This window comes from Hydrogenophaga sp. (assembly GCF_018780385.1).
GTDB lineage: Bacteria > Pseudomonadota > Gammaproteobacteria > Burkholderiales > Burkholderiaceae_C > Hydrogenophaga.
Genome location: NZ_JADMJO010000040.1, coordinates 1 through 1,375 on the forward strand (window position 1 = coordinate 1; position 1,375 = coordinate 1,375).

Sequence of the window (1,375 nt, forward strand, 5' to 3'; positions counted from 1 at the left end):
CCCCCCGAGGGGGCTGATCCGGCTTGGGGCGGCCCGGCGCCGGATCGTCAGCGTCGATCCGGCCTGCGTGTCGGGATCCGGGCCACCACCAGGATGCCGATCAGGGCTGCAATCAGCAGTAGCCCGAGCGCCACGGGCTGGCCGCGGAAACCCCAGGCCGACAGGCCGACCATCACCACCATCGACACCTGGGCCACCGTCTTGCTGCGGCGCGTGAGGCTGCGGTGTGTTTCCCAGTCGCGCACCATGGGGCCGAGAAAGCGGTGGTTGAGCAGCCAGCCGTGCAGGCGCGGCGAAGCCTTGGCGTAACAAGCCGCTGCCAGCAGCACGAAGGGGGTGGTCGGCAGGCCGGGCAGCACCACGCCGATGAGGCCCAGCGCGAGCGACACGCTGCCGGCCAACCACAACAACCAGCGCACCACGCGCGAGCGGTGCAGCGCGGCGCTGTCGGGCGCTGTCGGTTGGGGATGGGTCATGGCGCCCACCAGCCCAGCGGATGCCGCGCCAGCGCGATCGAGGCCATGAAGGCCACGCACAGCAAAGCGCCCAGCAGGAACAGCGCCCGCGTTCGGGTGGAGGAGGCCCGCCGCATCGCCATCGTTCCCAGGGCGATGTAGACCAGCAGCAGGCCGAGCTTGAGGCCGAGCCAGGGCGTGTGCAGCGGGTTGAGTTGCAGCAGCCACCACAGGCTCGCGCCGGCCATCAGCAGCGCGCTGTCGACCACCTCGCTCAAGCGGCGCCAGCCCGGGCGCAGCGGCCAGACCTGGCCCCGCAGCACCCCCAGAGCGCGCGCCGCGAACAGGCCGACGCTGGTCATGACCAGGCCGACGTGCGTCTGAAGCAGCAGCGGGTAGGCCCAGGCGATGTCCGGGGTTGGCATGGGGTGGTGGCGGTGCGGTCGGTGTAAGTCACCGCCAGCATAGCGGTTCTCACCGCAGCGCCATGCCGCGCGGGGCTCAGCAGCAGGCCGCGCGCGCTGGCTCGTACTGCGGGAACAGCTGGTTGTTTTCCAGGTGGATGTGCGCGATGAGGTCGTCCGAGAACTGGTTGACGCCCGCGTACAACGCGCGCCAGGTGTTGCACGCGTCCTGGGGTGGCGTGGCGTCGTGGGTCATGGCCATCAGGCGGTCGAGCTGTTCGCCGTGGCTGGTGTGTTCCTCGCGCATCACTCCGATGGGGTGCACGGCCATGCCGCGCCCGCCCGCCTTGAGCATGGGGAACAGGATGTTCTCTTCCTTGGCCATGTGCTCCAGCATCTCGACCTCGATGGCCTCCAGGTGTTCGGCCAGGCCGGCGGGCACATCGGGGTGCTCGCGGTGAACCGCCTCCACCCGGCGCGCCATGCGGATCAGCTCGGGCAGCTGCTCGCGGTGCA

General features: G+C 70.5%; 3 protein-coding genes. All 3 read right to left on the minus strand.

Going from position 1 to position 1,375, the window contains the following annotated elements; genetic code table 11:
• Window positions 1-47: 47 nt before the first annotated feature.
• On the minus strand, window positions 48-476 hold the full coding sequence (locus tag IV113_RS14710; protein ID WP_291086446.1) for a YbaN family protein: 429 nt from the start codon (window positions 474-476) through the stop codon (window positions 48-50).
• Window positions 473-880, minus strand: a complete 408-nt coding sequence (locus IV113_RS14715) for a SirB2 family protein (protein WP_291086448.1) — start codon at window positions 878-880, stop codon at window positions 473-475. The genes IV113_RS14710 and IV113_RS14715 overlap by 4 nt, the downstream gene beginning before the upstream one ends.
• A 76-nt stretch (window positions 881-956) precedes the next feature.
• On the minus strand, window positions 957-1,375 hold a 419-nt coding region (locus tag IV113_RS14720; protein ID WP_291086450.1), incomplete at its 5' end, for a hemerythrin domain-containing protein.

Bases quoted from the DNA above. Each gene is read 5' to 3' on its own strand.
- IV113_RS14710 (WP_291086446.1), bottom strand. From the start codon at position 476: ATGACCCATCCCCAACCGACAGCGCCCGACAGCGCCGCGCTGCACCGC.
- IV113_RS14715 (WP_291086448.1), bottom strand. From the start codon at position 880: ATGCCAACCCCGGACATCGCCTGGGCCTACCCGCTGCTGCTTCAGACG.